Here is an 18922-nt window from a genome sequence, read left to right as displayed (position 1 = left end):
TGTTGGTTGAAGGGTGGACTGGAGCTTGTTACTATTGCATTCATACCCCGCTTTGAGAATAATCATTCAACCTACAGGAGGCGTTAACCATGGCTAAACAACAGGAGCAAATCCACTCACTGGAGACCTTATTTGAACCGTACACGGTTCAACAATTAACTATACCCAACCGGATTGTAATGTCACCGATGGCGCGTGCTTTTTCACCGGAGGGAGTACCGGGTGAGGATATGGCAGCGTATTACCGCCGCCGTGCTGAGAATGGGGTGGGGTTAATCATCACCGTTGGTATGATTGACCATCCGGCAGCAAGCAGTGATCCGGGACTGGCTAATCTCTTTGGTGAAGCCGCTCTGAACGGCTGGCGTGAAGTCGTCAGAGCGGTTCATGAGGCCGGCGGTATCATTTTTCCGCAGTTGTCACATATGGGAATGATTCGGCCCATGGGTTCCCAGCCCTACCCGGATTCACCATCGATCGGGCCATCAGGACTTGACATGCAGGGGAACAAGATAAGCGGGCCGATGACAGAAGAAGAAATTGCGGGGGTCATTCAAGCCTATGCCGATGCGGCAGTGAATGCACAGCAAGCGGGCTTCGACGGAATAGAGCTCTCCGGCGGCCACGGCTTGTTGATTGACCAGTTCTTCTGGGAAAGAACCAATCAGCGGACGGACCGCTACGGCGGCGATTTCCTGAAGCGTACCCGGTTTGCAGCCGAAGTTGTCCAGGCCGTCCGCGCTGCAGTCGGACCGGATTATCCGATTTCCATCCGGTTGTCCCAGTGGAAGATGACGGATTACACGGCGAAGCTGGTGGATACACCGGAGCAGCTGGAGCAATTCCTGGATGTGCTGGTACAGGCAGGGGTGGATATCTTCCACATCTCGACCCGCAGGTTCTGGGACCCGGAATTCGCGGGCTCGGAGCTGGGTCTCGCCGGATGGGTGAAGAAGCTTACCGGGAAGACAACGATTGCCGTTGGTTCCGTAGGCATGGCCAATGATCCCGCTGAAGGCGGGGAAGCAGATCATCAAGGGATGGAGGAGCTGCTGAAGCGGCTGGACCACCAGGAGTTCGATCTGGTAGCGGTTGGACGCGCACTTCTGGGTGATCCGGCATGGGCGAAGAAAATCCGTGAGGGCAGGCTGGAAGAGATTCAAGCTTTTACTCCAGAGGCGGCGGCCCAATTGTATTGAATCATAGATCATCTCCAAGAACCGCTCGAATACCCTTTCTCTGCCAAATAAAACGCACGGGAATGAGAAATTCTCTCTGTACCCGTGCGTTTTTTGGATTGGTAACCCAGGTCACTCTGCCTGTTCCTCCAGCCTCGCCCGCATCTGCGCATAGGCTTCCGGGGTGCCGACATCCTCTATCGTGCCCTCCGTATAGTAGGCCCGCATCTCCTGACGGGCATGCAGCCACTCGGGGAAATAAGTCGGCGCATCCGGGTTGCCCCCTTCCGCCAGATAACGGGAGAACAGCGGCAGCGTAGACCGTTTGTAGATATACAACGCGAATACGCCAATGTTCGAGCGGGGCGCCTGCGGCTTTTCCTCCAGGGACAAGACCCGATTCTGCGCATCCAGCTCCGCCACGCCGATACTGCGCAGCTCTGCCGGATCATTCACCCTACGGACAAGAATACAGTCGGTACCCACCTTATGAAAATAGTCCAAGTACCCCTCAAGGCCGAATCCCAGCACATTATCGCCTGCCAGAACCAACAGATCCTCCTGCGGCTGCTCCCGCTCCAGCACAAACTGGATATCGCCAATCGCGCCTAGCCGCCCCTCAGGAGAAGAAGTGCCATCATTCAGAACGCGAATCGGCTTCATACCCTTATACTGCTGCTGCCACTGTTCAAAAGCATTGAAAAAGCGGTCATTCGTCACAATGAGAATCTCCGAGATCTCCTCCAGCACCTCCAGACGGGCGGCCAGCAGATCCAGAATCGTCCGGCTTCCTTGAACCGGGAGCAGCGGCTTCGGTGTGTCTAACGTTAACGGATACAGGCGGGTCGCATACCCCGCAGCCAAGATTAATGCAATCATCCCTTGCTCTCTCCTCTGCCTGGCTCCGGTGCGGTAAACAAGGATCGGGCCAGCATAGCCATGGTTTGTTTGTATACGGTATGGGCTGCTTCGGCATCGCCAAGAAATCCGCCCATATACAGGTGAATTACACCGTGTAGCGATGACCAGATGGCGGCGACAAGTGCCCCGGTCTCTTCCTGGTCCGAAATAATTCCCTGCTGCTGGGCGGTAATGATTAGAACCTGGAGTCGGCGTATGGCGGTCAACGTTCCCTGCATACTCTCCGCATCCGGCTTGAACTCGGCAAAGGCCCCTCCGAACATCAGCTTGTAGTAGCTGCTGTGCTCCTGTCCAAACTGCCAGAAGGCTTCGCCTAGATCCAGCAGATGCTGCCGCAGATTAGCGGACGGCGGCACCTCTTCAAACTGCCGGGCCAGCAGGCTGCAGCCCTCCAGATATAATTGCTGGGCCAAACCCTCTTTATTGACGAACAAACTATAAATAATTTTGGTGGAACAGCCCATCTTTTGCGATACTTTACGCACCGTAACGGCCTCTGGCCCCTCTTCCTGCAGAATGGCTGCGGCGGCATCCACCACCAGCTTACGGAGATTTTCCGTATTTTGCAGACGGGCTTCCTGATAGGTTTTTAAGGTACGGCCCGTGAACGGCGAGGACTTGTCTTCGTTATGGATAGGAATCACCTTCATTCGGTTATCAATGTTATTGACCAGCAACAGGGTTGCCGGGTTCTAACAGGAATTCTAAACATTCGAACATAGGATGTCAATTGAACCCTTACGCGAAAAAAACAGATTGACACAGCAGTATTCTTTTGGTTACTATGATTCATATAAGAAACAGTGTTACCAATTGTATTAACGCCGCCGAACACGGACGTATACGGCTGAGAAAGAACTTATGCCACTACGAACGAACTTATGCCCGCTAGGATCGGTCATATTTTTTTCGCAATTCGGTAACGTTGTTTCCATTATAAAACACCGTTGTAGAAGGAGCAAAACTATGAATATTAAAGGAAAATGGTCGTTAATCACCGGAGCCTCTTCGGGAATCGGCGAACAGTTCGCCAGACAACTCGCCAAGAAAGGCAGCCATCTGGTGCTTGTAGCCAGATCCAAAGGAAAACTGGATGCGCTCGCAGCCGAATTGACCCGAAGCCATGGAATACAGTGTCGGGTAATTCCCCAGGATCTATCGCTTCAAGGTGCTGCCGGAGAGCTGTATCAGACCTGCCAGCAGCTAGGCCTGAGCATCGATCTCCTGATTAACAATGCGGGCTTCGCCACCCACGGACTGTTCGAGCAGGTCTCCGGGGAGCGCCAGCATGATGAGGTGATGCTGAACGTCGCCGCTGTAGTGGATATGACTCATTTATTCCTTCCCGCAATGCTCCACAATGGGTCAGGCGCCGTTATCAATGTCTCGTCTACGGCAGGCTTTCAGCCGCTGCCTTATATGGCCGTCTATGGGGCGACCAAAGCTTTTGTCTTGTCCTTTACCGATGCCCTCTACTGGGAGAATCGTGATCGCGGTGTGCAATTTTTCGCCCTGTGCCCAGGCTCAACAGAGACGGATTTCTTCAACGTAGTGGGTACGGAGGATGCTTCCGTCGGCGGCGCGAAGGACTCGCCTGAGCGGGTAGTGGAAATTACACTGCGCGCTATGGCCCGAGGAAAACAGTACATTGTCCCCGGATTCCGCAATTACCTGGGCGCCCAGATCTCCCGCTTCATGACCCGCAGACAAAGCCTGCGGCTGGTCGGCAGCATGCTTCGCCCGGCAAAGCCTAAGCAAGTTTAGTAATACACGCCATTATGGTGATTCCAACCATACAGGTCTTGTCCCCCAGTCCTCTATGTAGAAGAATTGCCTTTTACAATCTGTCTCAACACATTTTTAGCTAACTGGACCTTATCGCTGTTAGACTCCTGCAGCATCTCCAGAATCTCCTGAATGCTATGTTCCTGTTCAGTACACTCAGTTTCTTCATCCACATAAGCAAAGAGCTGAGTCAGATTAACGTCCAGGGTCTCAGCGATTGTGGACAGATTCAGCAGCGATATATTCTTCTCCCTACGTTCAATCTGCCCTATGTAGGAAAAATAAAATCACACACCCACTTCGTGTGAGCTAGATTATAATTTTTTTCCTATTTTTACCATCATCCCACTTGAGCCTGAACATCTCAATTCTATAGAAATGTCCTTAGTGTCAAACCCTCGCTCCCTTCACCCGTATAGTTGGTGGTTTTTTGTTACCCGTGCTTCACGTACTCAACTGACTAAAGCCATAATCAGGACCACCCGTCCAACGGGTGGTCTGCTCTTGGGGTATAACCCCTTGTTGCCAAACTGCGCCTAAAGACGCTAGCCTGACAGCAATTCTGTTCAGGCTCAGTGTAATTTGTCATTTTCACTTACCCGTTAAACGGGCTTATTTCTTTTTGTTTCTTTTATCACTAAATGGATCTTCGTACTCTTTTACACTCAGCTTATCGATCGCCTGGTCATGTGCTTCTTGTTCACGAATATATTTGGCTACTGTGGCCTCATTCAGACCTACTGTGCTTACATAGTATCCTTCTGCCTAAAATTTCCGATTCCCGTATTTATACTTGAGCTGGGCATGCTTTTCGAATATCATTAGCGAACTTTTTCCCTTTAGATATCCCATGAACGTTGATACTGCTATTTTCGCAGGATCGCTACCAACATGTGTACATGATCCGGCATCATGTGGCCTTCTAGAATTTCGACTCCCTTGTATTTACATAGACGTCTGAATATTTAAATTAAATCTTTCCTCACTTGATTATAGATTTCTTTCCGTCTATACTTCGGGGTAAACACGATATGGTATTTGCACATCCACTTCGTGTGAGCTAGGCTATAGCTCTTATTTGCCATCTTTGACCATTCCTTTCGTTTGAGCCTGAACATCTCAATTCTATCGGAATGGTCTTAGTGGTCAAACCCTCGCTCCCTCCACCCGCATAGCGGGTGGTTTTTTGTTTCCCGCGTTTCACGCGCTCAACTGGCTAAAGCCATAACAAAAAGAGCCGCCTTTAAGCGACTCTAGTTTTTCTAACTGTTAAACAATTTAACTAGTCCTAAATATAATAACATGAGAATAATGACAACACCTAAGATGACATTTACTACTAGTTTTTTGTTTTTCATGATTTTTACAAGATTCTTTCGCTAAATGTACCATGACCAGTTTTATCGCCAGTAATGGTTTGTTCAATAGTACCTATGGTTGCTCCTAGACCCTTCCATAGGAAGTTCCACTGCCAAGTTACTAATTTAGTTGCTCTGTACTTATCATCAGAGATGAAAGGGTTAATGGCGTTGTTTATTGTTAAGTTTGCTCCTGGATAATAGTTTTGCAATAACGCCCCATATGCATAATTTATGGCAATTACTTGTGAAGTATTTGTAGCTACTGTTTTAACTTGGATTTGTAAATATATTCCTGTTTTAATGAAATCTAATCCAAATAGTGTATATGGCTGATCATTATGAAAAGTATAGGGCCAAGAATCTCCCACTGCTAATGGAGACAGTCCAACGCTCGCTAAAGTATTACTTAAAATAAACTCAGAAGCTTTTAAAGATTCGTCAGCTACTAATTTTGAAGACCCAATAGACAGATCACCGTTGTATTTTTCAGTGAGCGCTTGTTTTTTCTCCGGTGTATCTGCAGCAACAATACCTTCTAAAAGTTCAGGTCCACTAATATATTCAACGAACTTCTCTTGTTGTTCTCTAGGCAAATTTTTAAATTTGTCTATGAATAATGAAGTTTCGGTTGCTTCGCCATTATTTCTATTCATATCTAGAGATTGAACTGCTTCTTTTGATTCCAGATAACTGATATAGTCTTCAGGGGTTTGAATCTTTGAATTATCTACACCCTCTGCTCCGACACTAGATATCAACGTTAAAGAAAGAACGAATGTTAATACTAATCCTAGTACTTTTTTCAATTAAATCTCTCCCTTATTTTGATTTCCCTGTTTGTAAAGCCCGTCCCCCTTCACTATTGTTACATATTCCCATAGAAATCATAACATAATGAAACTGACATGTCCATTTTTGTAATAATAACCCTTTTCTTTCTCTCAAAACTATTAGCCCAGTAGGGGAGAACAGTGGATGGCAGGCATCCAGCGGATCAATGAGGTAGCGACGAAGGACGCTGCCGAAAATATTTGAAGCAGGCCAGTGAGTACATAGTTACGGACTACATACCAGAAAAAGTAAGCGTGAACCACTCCATAAGCGCCACACTTCGTAGCTACACGGGCCAGACAATCGATCATTTGGAATATAGTCACACAACATAGACGAGCCAGAGCGCCGCAGACGGCACGTGGAGCGGGCAATTAGGAGGCTGGGTTTCACGGCAGCAGAAGCTTATCAGGTTTCGCTATATAGAGGATTATGATATTTTAGATATTGATGCTGCCGAAGAGCTAGGTTTAAGTAATCGTCACTACCAGCGTATTAAATCGTTGGCGACTTCTTGATCGGCTAATATTTCCCAAACCTCTATTCCCGCCACCTGCTCTTCCATAAAATAGTGCCAAAACAGAGCTTGTAAAAAGAATCGGAGAACGCATTCGAAGATTACGCAAAGAAATGAACCTCTCGCAAGAGCAGCTTGCAGAACGGTCAGGTCTTCATACTAATTATGTGGGTCAAGTTGAACGCGGAGAGAAGAACCTCACGCTTGAGACCTTGGAGAAGGTCGTTACAGGGTTAAACATATCGCTTGAGGAACTGTTCCGCTATATTGGACCCATGGAACAAAAGGATGCTCTTAGTCAGATTATAGAGTTACTGGTTGAGCGCCCCTCAGAAGATCAGAAAATGGCGCTTAGTTTGCTAAAATCCGTTTTAGAGTGGGAAGAGAAGAAACATGACCTCTGATAATACTACGCTATGACAGATTTACGGAACACGGTCGGAGATCGAATGCGCGCAATAAGGAAGGCCCAAGGATTAACACAACAGCAATTAGCGAAACTATCCAATTTGGATGATGCATACATAGGGGCAGTTGAACGTGGAGAACGTAATTTTTCTATTGATACACTGGAGAAGATTGTAATTGCTTTAAAAATTCAGCCGCTGGAGTTATTTGAAAAACATAAAGATCTGAATGAAGCCGAAGCGGCCCAGCGAAGAGCAATTGATGAATATGCGGTGACTGTAAGTGAGTTGAGTGTGAAGCAAATTGAGATTTTGAAGAGGGTTGTTAAAGAGGTAAGGAGTGTTTGAGGACTAACCGGGTATATTTCAAAAAGCAGGTCCACCTTAAGTGTAGGTGATACCATGAATTTACCAGAAAGTGTAGGAAATCGGATACGTGAACTCAGAAAGGCCAAAGGATGGACACAAGAGCAACTGGCTGAGACCGCATCGCTGCACTACAGTTACATAGGTGGTGTTGAACGGGGAGACCGCAACATTTCTTTGGAGACACTTGTAAAAAGAATCGGAGAACGTATCCGAAGATTACGCAAAGAAATGAGCCTCTAGCAAGAGAAGCTTGCAGAACGGTCAGGTTTACATACGAATTATGTGGGACAAGTTGAACGTTGGCTGGGCGGTTACGGACACCCAGCCTTACATTCTCTAGAGTCACGGCAATCCCAGAACAGCCACCATAGGATCACCCATCATTGTTCCTCTGGAATATCCACAATAATATAATTTTCCTTCAGTTTAGGTTGAGGAACCTCGGCTTCTTTATAAATAACCTCATTCCAGTTCTCCTTATTAATCAAACCATACCCCGTGGAAGTAATATGAGGCATCCAGCGAAAGCTTGCGAAGGTCGTAGCTGTAAAATCCGGTAAGGAACCATCCTGCTGCGTAAAAGAGCGGCCTATGAAATAAAGGTTCTCTTGCTTACCGGCCTTGTCGCCAGTGAGAGCCTGCCACTTAAGGTAAGCCGTGTTCTTCGTCAACTGATAATAACGGATTACATTATTATTAACCTCGATGAACCGGTCCTTTGTAGTTGCCGGAAAATAATATTGAAGACTGGCGGTTTCCAGCGAGGGCTCAAAGTCCTCCTTGAGCTGTGAAACTCTGGGAAGATTAATCGCAGCATTTCTTGCAGTGCTTAACTCGCTGCTCTTCACATCAGCCAACAATTTCGCGCTTGGTTTTGACACAAATGCCGTTTGGGTGTCTGGATTCCAAATTACTGAACCGTCCAACGCTTCGGCAACAAAACGTAAAGGGATCATGGTTTTGCCATTATGAATAAACGGAGCAGCGCTTAAGGAAACGGAAGCTCCATTTTTCAGTGCTGTTGTATTATTTATGGTCAACTGCAGACTTGTGCCACTCCCCTCCACGGTTACTTGCTTAGTCGCATTATTCCAGGCAAACGTTAACCCGCCTAAGCTTTGGAGTGAAGTCAGGCTAAAAAACACCTGATTCTTCTTGTTAAGAATGTCTTTGGCTTCTAAATCGTTATTATTCACAACTACTTGTGTTCCTTTGGGACTCTTGCCTGCTGCAGACGCCTTATGTGCTACCGGTGCCAGAAGCGCAGCACATAGAACAATAGATGAACATAGGATCAACTTCCTCATCATACAACCTCCTGAATTTTACATTCTATATATGAGAGACGCAAAAAAATCCAAAAAGTTCCTCGAAAATACCCTTATAACAATACAGGACCGCCCTATAATACAGGCAGTCCCGTTATTGTCTTATCCGTGCTAGTCCAGCTCCGCACGCGAGAACAAATCGCGGATGAGCGCGTCATCCTCGCAAGCCTGCTTGAAGGCAGTCGCGAAGGCGATAAGCGCATCGCCGTCAGATGAATAGGCGCAGAACATACCGGCCTCCGGGTCGAACTGGACAACACCCGCCAGCGCAGGCATCTTTTCCTCCAGGAATACCGCTGCCAGAGATGCCCAATCATATCCATTGCCCTCGAAGCCCTCCTCCTCCCGTGCAGCGAATACCTCTGTCTTATAATTGCCAACGCTCAGAATGACCGACTTGCCGCCATTATCCTGCTCCACGATTATAAAAGGCTTCAGATCTACAGCTCCCCCTACTTCTGCTTCCTTCAGCTTCTCAAGCAATTGTTCCTTCGCCTCATCCGTGAACCGGAGCGTCCCTTCAGTCTCTACAATCCTTCCCTGCCGGATCCGCTCATCCAGCCAATCCGAGATGAAGCCCGGGGCATATCCGCCTGTGCTGAATTCACCGCCGAACGCGATCATTTTGGAATAAATCTCAAGATACTGGTCACGGCCCGTATTCGGGTAAGCGCTGGTATAGAGCCAGAACTGGAGATCATACATCAGGGTGGATTCTTCGTCCACATGAAGTGAGAAATGGCCCTTCTTCTCTACAATGCGGGTGCATATCTTGCGGATAACGCCCTCTATATCGTCCATTTCCGTAACCTGGTCACACAGCTCCTGAAGCAGCGGAGAGAACGGCGCGGACGCTACCTTCTGCAGATCCTCCTGCTTATCCTCCTCCGAGGTATCGTAGACCTCCTCATTCACCAGCCCGCGAATGAAAGTCTCAAAATCCGGGGCCAGGAACGTAATCTCATAGTTGCTCTCCTGGTCCACATGGATCACCTCAGGTTCCCCTTCCGGGCCGCAGTGACGGTAATCCAGCATGATGACATCATGTCCAGCGGAAGGACAGTCGCCGAAGACCACTCCGATATCGGGGTAGCCCCACTCCTCAATCATGAAACGGCTGCCCAGCTCCCCGCAGAGGGAATAAAGTTTGTCGCGGCCGATCCCCGCAATTCCCGAAATTGCGACATGATCTGCTGACCAGGAAGTGGGTTCATTCACAGGAAAACACGTATTGAGTGGAACTCCGCCGTTATGCTGCTTCATCATGGCGATGTAAGAGGCCGGCAGCTTATAGCCCAGCTCCTCCTCCACAGAAGCAATCAGCTCGTCACTGGGCAGCGGAGAGACATAAGACTTCAAGGCATAGTCACTGTCCTCCCAGAAATCCGCGCAATAGTCGAGGAATGCACCAAGGTCTCTACCGCCCCCCTCTCTATTCACCTTCAAGGCCTTCAGCGCTTCGGCGCGTCTTGCCTGCTCTCTTGTCTCACGCTGGGCGCCTTCCCGGCTCCACTCCAGCATTCTTGCGGTATCCCCGTCTCCCGGCTCCAGCTCCTCCGCACGTTCAAAGGCATGAATAGCCTGCTCATACTGCTTCAGATGATAGTAAGAATACCCTATGCGGAATTGCCACAGCGGATCCTCCCCGCCTTCCTTGGAGATGCTGAGTAGCTGCTCCAGCGCCTGCCCATATTCACCCAGGTTATTGTAGGCTCTGCCTAATTGGCCGATACACTCATAATCTCTTGCATCCGGCGGAATCTCCAGAATACGGTCCACAATCTGCTGATATTCATCTTCTTCATGCCAACGCTTCACCTGTTCCAGCAACGCCTCATCCATGCCTTTAGCCTCCCTAATTGGACACTGCAAGACAAGCCTGTCCCCTATTCCGAAGGACTGCTTCTTGTCAGTATATACGCTATTACCCATTCACCGGAAAATCACAAGATTAAACAGGTCTCCGGCTACGAAGGCTGACGCCCCAGTTCAAAAAAGAGGCTGCCCAGCATTGCGCAAAGCATAGAAATTCTTAACTTCGAACAAACAGCCGGGAATCATCCTCCCGGCTGTTCAGCTTCAAGTCTATTCAATTCCGGTCGCCTGCCTGCTAACCCTGCTTAATCGGCGCTGCGAGAATCATCTTCCCGCGCGGGGTAACGCCCGCACCATCCGGCTCCAGCGTAACGGCTATGGTATCATAGGCCTTCGGGTCAAAGGAATAATACAGTGCCCCGTTTCCGTCCTGTGAGATGAAGGTGCCCGCATTCACCGGCTTGTCCCCCTTGATCAGCCATACCTGATAGACCTCCGTGCCGGTAAGCTCGGGTAGCTCTTCTGCCTGAAGTACGAGATGGGTGCCGGTAGGGTCTGCGACAATCGTTGCTGTACCCTTGGCGGTAATCCCTTCTCCCGCCGGACTAAGTGCTACTGCCTCATTCACCTTAAGCCCCTGGAGCGGTCCGGTGCCGGAGGCCAGCTGCTGCTTCAGCTCAGACACATTTCCGCGCAGCTGGCCAGTGTAGACGACCAGGAGCAGTACAGCCACAGCCAGTCCAAGGCTCAGGTACCCCCAGAAGCGGGTTCTCTTGGGCTCCGGGATGTTTAATTGGGGCAAGCCCTGCTCTGCCGGAGGAGTCCTCGCTGGCTCTTGCTCCGCAGCCCGCTCTGCATCAGGCTGGATATTCAGCAGGCGGGTCTCCGGCCGGGCTGCCGGTGCGCCCGCATTCCCGGACTCCAGCACCCGTGACAGGATGCGCTCCTTCATGCCGGAGGGCGGGTCTACCGGCTCAGAGGCAAGCGGAAGATGGTCCAGTACCTGCCGGTATTCCTCTACCAGTTCTCTGCATTCCGCGCATTCTGCCGCATGGGCAGCGAATTGCTGCATTTCCTCCGCCGTCAATGCGCCCAGCGTATATAATTCGGCCAATTCACAGAGTTCCTCATTGTGTTCACTCATGCGCATGATCCCTCCTTCCCCAGTGCCGTAACGATTTGTGAAGCTGCTTCATCGCCAGCCTGACTCTTCCCTTGACCGTGCCCAGCGGGATTGCTGCAAGCTGTGCTACCTCCTGCTGGGTGTAGCCCTGGTAATAGATCATATCCATTACCTGTTGCTGGTCGCGGCTTAATCCCAGCAGCGCCTCTCTGATCTGTTCCCCCGCCATCTGCAGCTCAACGAGATCCTCGGTGAGCGCGCTGTGGTCCTGAACCTGCTCCAGATTCCCGGAATCGGCGGATTGCCGCGGCAGCCTGGCGTCCCGCTTACGGAGATAATCGATCGCCAGATTGCGGGTCACCGCGAACATCCAGGTGAGCAGCTTGCCTTTGCCGAAGTCAATCTGCCCCGCATTCTTCCACAGGCGCAGGAACAGCTCCTGCATAACCTCCTCGGCAGCCATCGAATCCTTCACGATCTGGTAAGCAAAGCTATAGATGACCCGTTCATACCGGTCATAGAGCAGTTCGAGGGCATTCGAGTCTTTCTGTGCAATAAGCAGAATTAACTGCTTATCGTCAGCTGTGTCATTCAATTGCCATCCCCCATTCAACAGACAATATAGTAGTACCAGTGGTGCCATACTGAAAAACCTGCGTCCACTGAGTATAACCGCTTTGCACAACCGTCTCAACCTGCCGGGCTGACGGTTGCAGGCATTCGGCAGCCGTTATTGAAGCCTTGCCCGCTTCCATATATGATAGCTATATCATATCCGCAAAGGGAGGATCATTACCGTGGCCGTACTGATGAATGAACAGATTAAGGCAGCCGAGGTCGAGCTGACCGGGCTGAAGGGCGAGAAGCTCGGCACCGTATCCAGAAGCGAGGCGCTGTCCAAGGCCAGAGCCGCAGGGGCCGACCTGGTCTGCACCTCGCTGATGAGCAGCCCGCCGCCCTGCAGCCTGGTCGCCAAGGGCAAAGGCAAGGCGGCTGCGCAAGCGGCCCGCAAGGATACTACCCGTCCGCAACAAGGCGGCGGAAGCACCCGGGAGAAGGTGAAGGAGCTGCGCTTCACCGCCCATATTGAAGAGCATGACTACGACACGAAGCTGCGTCAGGCGGACAAGCATCTGCGCTCCGGCAAGCCGGTGCAGCTCGTCGTGAAGTCCTCCGGCGCCAAGGAGGCCGCCGCTGCGAAGGCAGTGCTGGAGCGGCTCGTGGCCGATCTGAAGGAAGCCGGAACCAAGGCCTCCGGCCTGCAGACCAGCGGCAAAGGCGCACAAGTTAGAGTTAATCCGCGGACGAATTAGCTGCATCCAATAGAAGCATAGTAGAGCACCAGAGTAACATTTGTGATAGCTACTTTAACCAACCGCTTGCTAAGCGTATGCCATGCCCTGATTAGGTGCAAGCGGTATGCTTTAATTGTAATTCGTACAGCTAAATCATCAGATGTACCGCCAAATGTGCAGTTAGCTGTATTTCCTACAACTAAATCGCCCAATTTACCCGGATCTCCCCCATTCGAGCAGATTTAGTTGTACAAGCTACAGTTAGAAGAGGAAAACCATCCTTATCAGGGTTTTTAAATGCACGGAATACAACTATCTCTGAATGTTCAAATCGAACGTGCCAGATTCCGCCGATTAATCAAAACTACTGCATTCTATACAGCTGCATCCATCACGCATAAACGGGTGCCATCCCCCTCAGGGACGGCACCCGTTATTTGTTCCAGCTAAATTTGTTCCAGTTACTCCAAGTCACCTTTAAGCCGCTCCAAAAACCACTCCTTCCTCAGCACATGCAGCAGCTCCCCATTGCAGTCCTCATAATCGCCGGTTAATCCGGCCAGCTCCTGCTCCACCCGGAAGCCCAGCTTCCGGAGCACCCCGAGCGATGCGGTGTTGCGCGGATCTGCCTTGGCATATAATTGCTCCAGTCCGATCACACCGAAGGCGTAGTCCGCCATCGCCGCAGCGGCTTCGGTAGCATAGCCCCGGCCCCAGTGTTCGCGCCCGATCAGATAATACAGCTCCGCATCCGGCGCCCTGAACTCCAGCACGCCGGTCCCGCACCAGCCGATCAGCCGGCCGTTGGCCTTATGGCAGACGGCGAATGAATACTTGAACGGCAGCTCGAACGGCGTATGATAGCTGAACATCAGCCAGCGGAACATCCCCTCATACTCATGCAGCGGCATGACCTCCATATGCATGAAGGCCAGCACCTCCGGGTTCTGCATCAGCTCGAGCGAAGCCATCAGATCACTTTCTATATAGGGACGGATGATTAACCGCTCTGTTTCGAGCCTCATCCTGGACAGTACCGGATTCATAATACGCATACCCTCACCTTCAAGTTCTATCTGTCCCCAGCATAGTTCAGGCCCAGGATCGTCCACAAGGTAAAAGATAGTTTAATCCGTTTGCCCCCTCCCGTTATTCCACAGCGTACGGAAGGACGGGCAGTCCCGGATCAGGGAATCGAAATCCCCTTCCCCCGCCAGCCTGCCTTGCTCCATGACCAGAATCTGGTCCACGCCGCTGATGAAATTCAGCCGGTGCGCGATAATAATGACCGTCTTATGCCTGAACTCCGCGAACACCGTCTCCATCAGGCTGCGCTCCGTAATGTTATCCAGGGCCGATACCGGCTCATCGAGGATGATCAGATTCCGCTTCTGCAGGATCGCCCGGGCAAAAGCCAGCCGCTGCCGTTCCCCGCCCGACAGCTTCAGACCGCGCTCCCCAACCCGCGTCTCCAGCTTCTCCGGCAGCTCCAGTACCTTCTCCTTCAGATGAACCTTGTCCAGCACCGCATACAGCTCTTCATCCGGGACGTCCTGCTCGAACACCATGTTTCCCCGGATGGTAGTGTCGAAGATCGGACTGTCCTGTGACAGATAAGAGATGTGATCATAGTAGCTGTCGAGACTCAGCTCATCGATATCCGTGCCGTCTACCAACAGCTGGCCGCCGCTTTTTTTGAGCAAGCCCGTAATCAGCTTAATGACCGTTGACTTGCCGCTGCCGCTTAAGCCGACCAGAGCCACTGAGGTTCCGGGCGCAACCGAGAAGGACAGCCGGTCCAGCACCTGTACCTCTCCGTAGCTGAACGATACCTCCTTGAATTCGATGCTGCCCTGTAGCTGTGCAAGCGCCTTGCCCTGCTCCAGATTCCGGTCCTCGGGGGCATTCAGGAATGCCTCGAACCGCTGATAGGTCACCCTGTTCAGCTTATAGCCGACGAATAATACGTTGAAGATGGCGATCGGCGTATAGATTTTCTCAATGAACATGAACAGCGCGACCATGACCCCGACAGAAGCCTGCCCGGAGACCACATTCTTCACACCGTACAGCAGCACGATCACCTTAATGACCGTAATGAACAATTCGAATAAGGCGAAGAAGGATTCATGAATCATCTGCAGCTTCGCGCTCTGCCTGATGATCTGCTGTGCCGCCTTGTTCAGTCTGCCGATCTCCTGCGCGTACTTCTTGTTGGTGCGGAAGACGACCAGCTCCATGAAGCCGCGGACCCCGTACCTGGACATGGCCTCCTGCTGCGTAAGCACCGATTCCTTGATCCGGTAGAGAACTTTGAGCAGAACATTCGTTAACAGGAAGATGACCACGTACCCGCCCGCAATCACCAGCATGATTCTGAGGTCATAGTAGCTGATGAAGAGCAGGCTGAAGAGAATGGTGGGCAGCAGCTCATGCAGCGTCTTCAGGATAAAAGAGAACAGAATGCTGTTCCCGGCCGCCGCGCCGTTCTCAATCACCTTGATCATCTGGCCTGTGCCCATGTTCTGATAGGCGGAATAATCCATTCTGGAGATTTTGGACAAGGCCATAATCTTCAGTCTTTCTGTGATGCTGTTCGATAGATAGGCGCTGGGATATTCATCCGCATAATTCAGCAGGACATTCAGGCCGAGCAGCATCCCGTAGAAGACAACCCCGTAGAGGATTTCACGGAAGCCCGTTCCCGCCACCGCCTGATCCAGAATCCGCTGAAAGACAACAATGCCCAAGCTGCTTAAGAGCTGAATGGCGAAGCCTAGACCTATATACAGAGCGGCCCACCCTCTGAGGTGGACAAGACATTTTTTTAACATGATCACAATCTCCAATCTTATTCATAAGAATATGGCAAAAAAGCCGGGAACTCTCCTCGCCACTCCGCGCCAAAGACTCCTGCCCCGGCAGTATAGTCTTCAAGCGGAATAACTCAGTGTCCCGGCTCATAAAGAATGACCTTCCAGGCACCGTACAAGAATCCAGTTAGCTGTGACCAAGAGGACAGACCTCCCCCTTGGTGGCTGGTACGCGTTCTACCCAGCCCGATAACTAGTTCCTTGCGACGGTACGGAATGGCATCCATTTCACCTCTTTGATAAGATTGACTTTCATTGTAAGCTTCGGCCAGACCGGCCGTCAAGCCCTAGTGCTTAGTCTCTTTTGCCGCATCCGAATCCCTATCTGGACTGGCATCTGAAGCGGAATCCGCTTCGGCAGCTTCTTCTGCATCCTCGCTATCCTCGTCCGCAGTGGCCAGCGCCGCCTTCTCACTGCGGCTCCATTCCAGGAATTCGAGGGTATCCTGATCCTCAGGGTCCAGCTTATTTGCCTTCTTGAACGCCTTGATCGCCTGATCGTACTCGTCCAGATAATAGTGGGCGTAGCCGACGCGGAAATGCCAGAGCGGATCTTTTTTACCCTGATCCGCTGCCTTGTTGAACCATTTAAGCGCTTCCCGGTAGCGGCCCAGATTGTTGAGCGCCCGGCCCAAATGTACCGCCAGCTCTTCATCGATCAGCGGTGTCGGCACCTCTTTGATGCGGGATACGATTTCTTCATATTCGTCCGCCTCGTGCCAAGCGTTCAATTGCGCGATTAATTCTTCTCTCATTACCCATAGCCTCCCGGTTAATAGTTCCAAGTTCTCTTAGAGATACTTTATCATTTTCACACCAAGTTTCCCACTGTTGCCGTGCGCTAGGCCGGGATAATGATCCGGAAGACGGTTCCCTTGCCCTTCTCGCTGGTGACCTCAATACGCCCCTTGAGCTTGTTAATCGTGTTATAGGCCATGACCATTCCGAGCCCTGTCCCGTCTGCCTTGGTGGAGTAATACGGCTTGCCCAGGCGCGAGATCTCATCCTTGGTCATTCCGACACCGGTGTCGCGGATGGTAATGATAATATTCTGCCCGCTCGCGAAGACGGCAATAGACAGGACCGCATCCTCCACCCCATCCATCGCTTCAATCGCATTCTTGTACAGATTAATCAGGCATTGCTGCATCTCATTACTGTCATAATGGGTGCTAAGCGGGTTGTTGAAGCTGAATTCAACCGCAACCTTGTGGATCGTGGCATACGGCAGGATCACATTCTTGGTGTATTCACATTCAGCCATCAGGTTGGAGTAGACCCGGCTCTCCGACTGCGGCTTAGCAAAAGACAGATAATCGCTGATGATCTTCTCCGCCCGGTTCAGCTCCAGCAGTGACAGCTCGACGTACCCCTTCTCCTCCGGTGTGAGGTTCTTGGAGAGATTAAGCAGCTGGAGAAAACCGCTGGTCACGGTTAACGGATTGCGCATCTCATGGGAGACGCTGGCCGCCAGCTCACTGACCACATTCAGCCGCTCCGACTGCATAATCCGCTCACGGTTCCTGAGATTCGCCAGGATCTGCTCCAGCAGGATCATTAGGATCACCATGACCACCGCATGCGTAGTTAAGGCATAGAAGGCAAGCGTCCAGAACTGGGTATCCAGCTTATCCATGATCCGGCCCAGAATGATCAGATAACAGCCCATAGTCAGGACCACGATGGAGGTAGCCCACAAGATCCGTCCCTTGGGCTTAGAACGGAGAAATCTGGCGCTTATGGAAGGAACCAGAATGAGGACTGCTGTCGAAAAAAGTAAGGATTGGACGGTTCCCTCACCGCCTATGTAGAAACGGTACACATTCAGAATCACATATAAGGGCAGGGTATGTTTGTACCCTCCATACAAGGCCGCAATCACAAACGGAACATACCGCAAGTCAAAGATGAACCCGGTCTCCAGCCGGATCGGCTTAGCGATACATAGGATCATGGTGGCGGCGATGAGCAGTACAAGAATCTTATGATTGTAGGCGTGGGGCCTGTTTTCGAAGAAAATCAGAAATATCAGCACCGGAAACAGCATAAACAAAAAATTGAGCAGCAGCGTCTCAAACAAGGCTAACTTCCTTTCGGTTCTAATGCTGGTGTCAAGAGATACGTTTGTATTCTGAGCACTATACTTAGAACATTACGCTAACCTGATATTAGAAGTAAAGGAATTATTGTATGCGTTTTTTCTCCCGGAATTCAAGGATACCCGCGAGAAGTGTCGAATACGTATGCTTTGAAGGCATGATGCACAGAATTGCATAACTACAGCTACCGAAGGAGCGGGTATCCATGGCTTTTACCATTAATAATCTGAAGGACAATACCAACGTTATCATTAAAGAGCAGCTAGGCGGCTTCAGCATCATCGAATACAAAGAGGATCTCAGCACCACTACCCGGTATGAAGCAGAGACCAACTTCTTCATGAGCAAGAGCAATATGCGCAACAAGCAGCTGATGATTGAGCTGAATAACAATGAGGTGATGCTCAGTGCCGGAGCCATGCAGTATATGATCGGCAATATCGAGATGACCTCCGGCATCAAAGGCGTAGGAGGACTGATGCGTAATATGCTATCCGGGGCGGCAACCGGAACCAGTGCAGTCAAGCCGCTCTACAAGGGAACCGGAACCATTCTGCTGGAGACCACCTACAAATACCTCTGGCTGATTGATGTGGACAACGACCATATCGTAATCGATGACGGCATGTTCCTGGCTTGTGAGACTACGCTTGATATCTCCGTTGCAGCACGCAAGAACATCTCCTCTGCCGTCCTCGGCGGTGAAGGGCTGTTCAACCTGAGCGCGCGCGGCAAAGGGATTCTTGCCCTCGAAGCTCCCATTCCTTCCGAGGAGGCTGTCGTGGTCGAGCTGCAGAATGATGTGCTGAAGGTGGACGGGAACTTCGCCCTCATGTGGTCCAACTCTCTGGACTTCACGGTCGAGAAGTCAGGCAAGACCCGTCTGGGCTCCGCCGCCTCAGGCGAAGGCCTGGTCAACGTGTACCGGGGAACCGGCATGGTCTGGCTGGCCCCGCTCATGAATTACAGAAACAGCCTGCTTCAGGGCACGCCTACTTCATAATGATGCTGGGGTACCGT

General features: G+C 50.9%; 17 protein-coding genes and 2 pseudogenes. 7 read left to right on the top strand and 12 right to left on the bottom strand.

Going from position 1 to position 18922, the window contains the following annotated elements:
• Positions 1–89 precede the first annotated feature (89 nt).
• Positions 90–1199: an NADH:flavin oxidoreductase gene (locus tag NSS64_RS29910; RefSeq protein WP_341142482.1), complete on the top strand. Its 1110-nt coding sequence runs from the start codon at positions 90–92 to the stop codon at positions 1197–1199.
• Positions 1200–1310: 111 nt separating this feature from the next.
• Here NSS64_RS29910 and NSS64_RS29905 read toward each other — a convergent pair whose 3' ends face one another.
• A complete protein-coding gene (locus tag NSS64_RS29905; RefSeq protein ID WP_341142481.1) occupies positions 1311–2057 on the bottom strand; it encodes a nucleotidyltransferase family protein in 747 nt (248 codons plus the stop codon).
• A complete protein-coding gene (locus NSS64_RS29900; protein WP_341142480.1) occupies positions 2054–2749 on the bottom strand; it encodes a TetR/AcrR family transcriptional regulator in 696 nt (231 codons plus the stop codon). The genes NSS64_RS29905 and NSS64_RS29900 overlap by 4 nt, the downstream gene beginning before the upstream one ends.
• Before the next feature lie 316 nt (positions 2750–3065).
• Between NSS64_RS29900 and NSS64_RS29895 the strand changes: the two genes are divergently transcribed.
• Positions 3066–3863: an SDR family NAD(P)-dependent oxidoreductase gene (locus tag NSS64_RS29895; protein WP_341142479.1), complete on the top strand. Its 798-nt coding sequence runs from the start codon at positions 3066–3068 to the stop codon at positions 3861–3863.
• Positions 3864–4496: 633 nt separating this feature from the next.
• Here NSS64_RS29895 and tnpA read toward each other — a convergent pair.
• Positions 4497–4969 (bottom strand): annotated as a pseudogene (gene tnpA / locus NSS64_RS29890) (IS200/IS605 family transposase).
• Positions 4970–5247: 278 nt separating this feature from the next.
• Positions 5248–6051 carry a hypothetical protein gene (locus tag NSS64_RS29885; protein WP_341142478.1) on the bottom strand — a complete coding sequence of 268 codons (804 nt, stop codon included), beginning with the start codon at positions 6049–6051 and terminating at the stop codon, positions 5248–5250.
• Between the two features lie 622 nt (positions 6052–6673).
• Between NSS64_RS29885 and NSS64_RS29880 the strand changes: the two genes are divergently transcribed.
• The 3 genes and pseudogenes from NSS64_RS29880 to NSS64_RS29870 form a co-directional block, all read left to right on the top strand.
• The gene (locus NSS64_RS29880) at positions 6674–6997 is read left to right on the top strand and encodes a helix-turn-helix domain-containing protein (protein WP_341142918.1); all 324 of its coding nucleotides are present in this window, start codon (positions 6674–6676) and stop codon (positions 6995–6997) included.
• A gap of 45 nt (positions 6998–7042) precedes the next feature.
• Positions 7043–7348 carry a helix-turn-helix domain-containing protein gene (locus NSS64_RS29875; protein WP_341142477.1) on the top strand — a complete coding sequence of 102 codons (306 nt, stop codon included), beginning with the start codon at positions 7043–7045 and terminating at the stop codon, positions 7346–7348.
• 54 nt (positions 7349–7402) lie between these two features.
• Positions 7403–7567 (top strand): annotated as a pseudogene (locus tag NSS64_RS29870) (helix-turn-helix domain-containing protein); the annotation flags it as partial.
• A 182-nt stretch (positions 7568–7749) separates the two neighbouring features.
• Here the strand turns inward: NSS64_RS29870 and NSS64_RS29865 are convergent.
• The 4 genes from NSS64_RS29865 to NSS64_RS29850 all read right to left on the bottom strand — a co-directional run bounded on the left by NSS64_RS29865 (position 7750) and on the right by NSS64_RS29850 (position 12230).
• Positions 7750–8676: a copper amine oxidase N-terminal domain-containing protein gene (locus tag NSS64_RS29865; RefSeq protein ID WP_341142476.1), complete on the bottom strand. Its 927-nt coding sequence runs from the start codon at positions 8674–8676 to the stop codon at positions 7750–7752.
• Positions 8677–8808: 132 nt separating this feature from the next.
• The gene (locus tag NSS64_RS29860) at positions 8809–10539 is read right to left on the bottom strand and encodes an Imm51 family immunity protein (protein ID WP_341142475.1); all 1731 of its coding nucleotides are present in this window, start codon (positions 10537–10539) and stop codon (positions 8809–8811) included.
• A gap of 268 nt (positions 10540–10807) precedes the next feature.
• Positions 10808–11656 carry an anti-sigma factor domain-containing protein gene (locus NSS64_RS29855; protein WP_341142474.1) on the bottom strand — a complete coding sequence of 283 codons (849 nt, stop codon included), beginning with the start codon at positions 11654–11656 and terminating at the stop codon, positions 10808–10810.
• The gene (locus tag NSS64_RS29850; RefSeq protein ID WP_036691711.1) at positions 11649–12230 is read right to left on the bottom strand and encodes an RNA polymerase sigma factor; all 582 of its coding nucleotides are present in this window, start codon (positions 12228–12230) and stop codon (positions 11649–11651) included. The genes NSS64_RS29855 and NSS64_RS29850 overlap by 8 nt, the downstream gene beginning before the upstream one ends.
• A 202-nt stretch (positions 12231–12432) precedes the next feature.
• Here NSS64_RS29850 and infC point away from each other — a divergent pair, with 202 nt between their 5' ends.
• Positions 12433–12948 (top strand): translation initiation factor IF-3, encoded by a 516-nt coding sequence (gene infC / locus NSS64_RS29845; RefSeq protein WP_341142473.1) that lies wholly within the window; start codon positions 12433–12435, stop codon positions 12946–12948.
• 443 nt (positions 12949–13391) lie between these two features.
• On the opposite strand, the gene NSS64_RS29840 is transcribed toward infC, so the two are convergent.
• From NSS64_RS29840 to NSS64_RS29825, 4 genes are all read right to left on the bottom strand, one after another.
• Positions 13392–13985 carry a GNAT family N-acetyltransferase gene (locus tag NSS64_RS29840; protein ID WP_341142472.1) on the bottom strand — a complete coding sequence of 198 codons (594 nt, stop codon included), beginning with the start codon at positions 13983–13985 and terminating at the stop codon, positions 13392–13394.
• Between the two features lie 72 nt (positions 13986–14057).
• Complete coding sequence (locus NSS64_RS29835) at positions 14058–15764, bottom strand: ABC transporter ATP-binding protein (protein WP_341142471.1); 1707 nt, start codon at positions 15762–15764, stop codon at positions 14058–14060.
• A 326-nt stretch (positions 15765–16090) separates the two neighbouring features.
• Entirely contained in the window at positions 16091–16558 is a 468-nt protein-coding gene (locus tag NSS64_RS29830) for a tetratricopeptide repeat protein (protein WP_341142470.1), read from the bottom strand.
• An 86-nt stretch (positions 16559–16644) separates the two neighbouring features.
• A complete protein-coding gene (locus NSS64_RS29825) occupies positions 16645–17883 on the bottom strand; it encodes an ATP-binding protein (protein WP_341142469.1) in 1239 nt (412 codons plus the stop codon).
• 224 nt (positions 17884–18107) lie between these two features.
• Here NSS64_RS29825 and NSS64_RS29820 point away from each other — a divergent pair, with 224 nt between their 5' ends.
• Positions 18108–18905 (top strand): AIM24 family protein, encoded by a 798-nt coding sequence (locus NSS64_RS29820; RefSeq protein WP_340994951.1) that lies wholly within the window; start codon positions 18108–18110, stop codon positions 18903–18905.
• Positions 18906–18922 lie beyond the last annotated feature (17 nt).

Source organism: Paenibacillus sp. FSL H8-0122 (genome assembly GCF_038005345.1).
GTDB lineage: Bacteria > Bacillota > Bacilli > Paenibacillales > Paenibacillaceae > Paenibacillus_AQ.
Note: the sequence above shows the minus strand (reverse complement) of the source record. Positions and strands in the feature narration are given on the sequence as shown.